Below are 478 nucleotides of genomic sequence, written 5' to 3' on the forward strand. Positions count from 1 at the left end.
TTTTGTTCCTCACTAACTGGAGACAATGACCACTCATCTACATCATGAAGTATATGTGTAGTGGTCAATAAAATTTGGCCACAGTTTTAGAATCTTTGTATCTGACCTCAGATTCATTTGGCGCTAAACCGGCATTATAATGATGCGGCCTAACATTATTGTAATATCCATTTATGTAATCACTCACGCTATATTTAGCTTCTATAAAATTTCCATATCAACTCTTTGGCATCCATTCCGTCTTAAAGCTTCTAAAAAATCGCTCCATTGGCGCATTATCCCAACAGTTTCCACGCCTGCTCATACTTTGTGTGATTTTATAGCGCCATAAACGTTGGCGATATTTTAAACTGGTATAATGACTACCTTGGTCAGAGTGAAACATCAGTCCTGTCGGTTTTCCTCTGCTTTCATACGCGAGTTCAAGCGCTTTTAGCGTTAAATTAGTATCTGGTGATAACGACATTGCCCAGCCAAC

At 38.9% G+C, this 478-nt stretch carries 1 pseudogene; it reads right to left on the reverse strand.

The window, feature by feature from the left end:
• Window positions 1–64: 64 nt before the first annotated feature.
• Window positions 65–478 (reverse strand): annotated as a pseudogene (locus CWB66_RS19545) (DDE-type integrase/transposase/recombinase); the annotation flags it as partial.

This window comes from Pseudoalteromonas sp. S558 (assembly GCF_005886635.1).
Taxonomy (GTDB): Bacteria; Pseudomonadota; Gammaproteobacteria; order Enterobacterales; family Alteromonadaceae; genus Pseudoalteromonas; species Pseudoalteromonas aliena.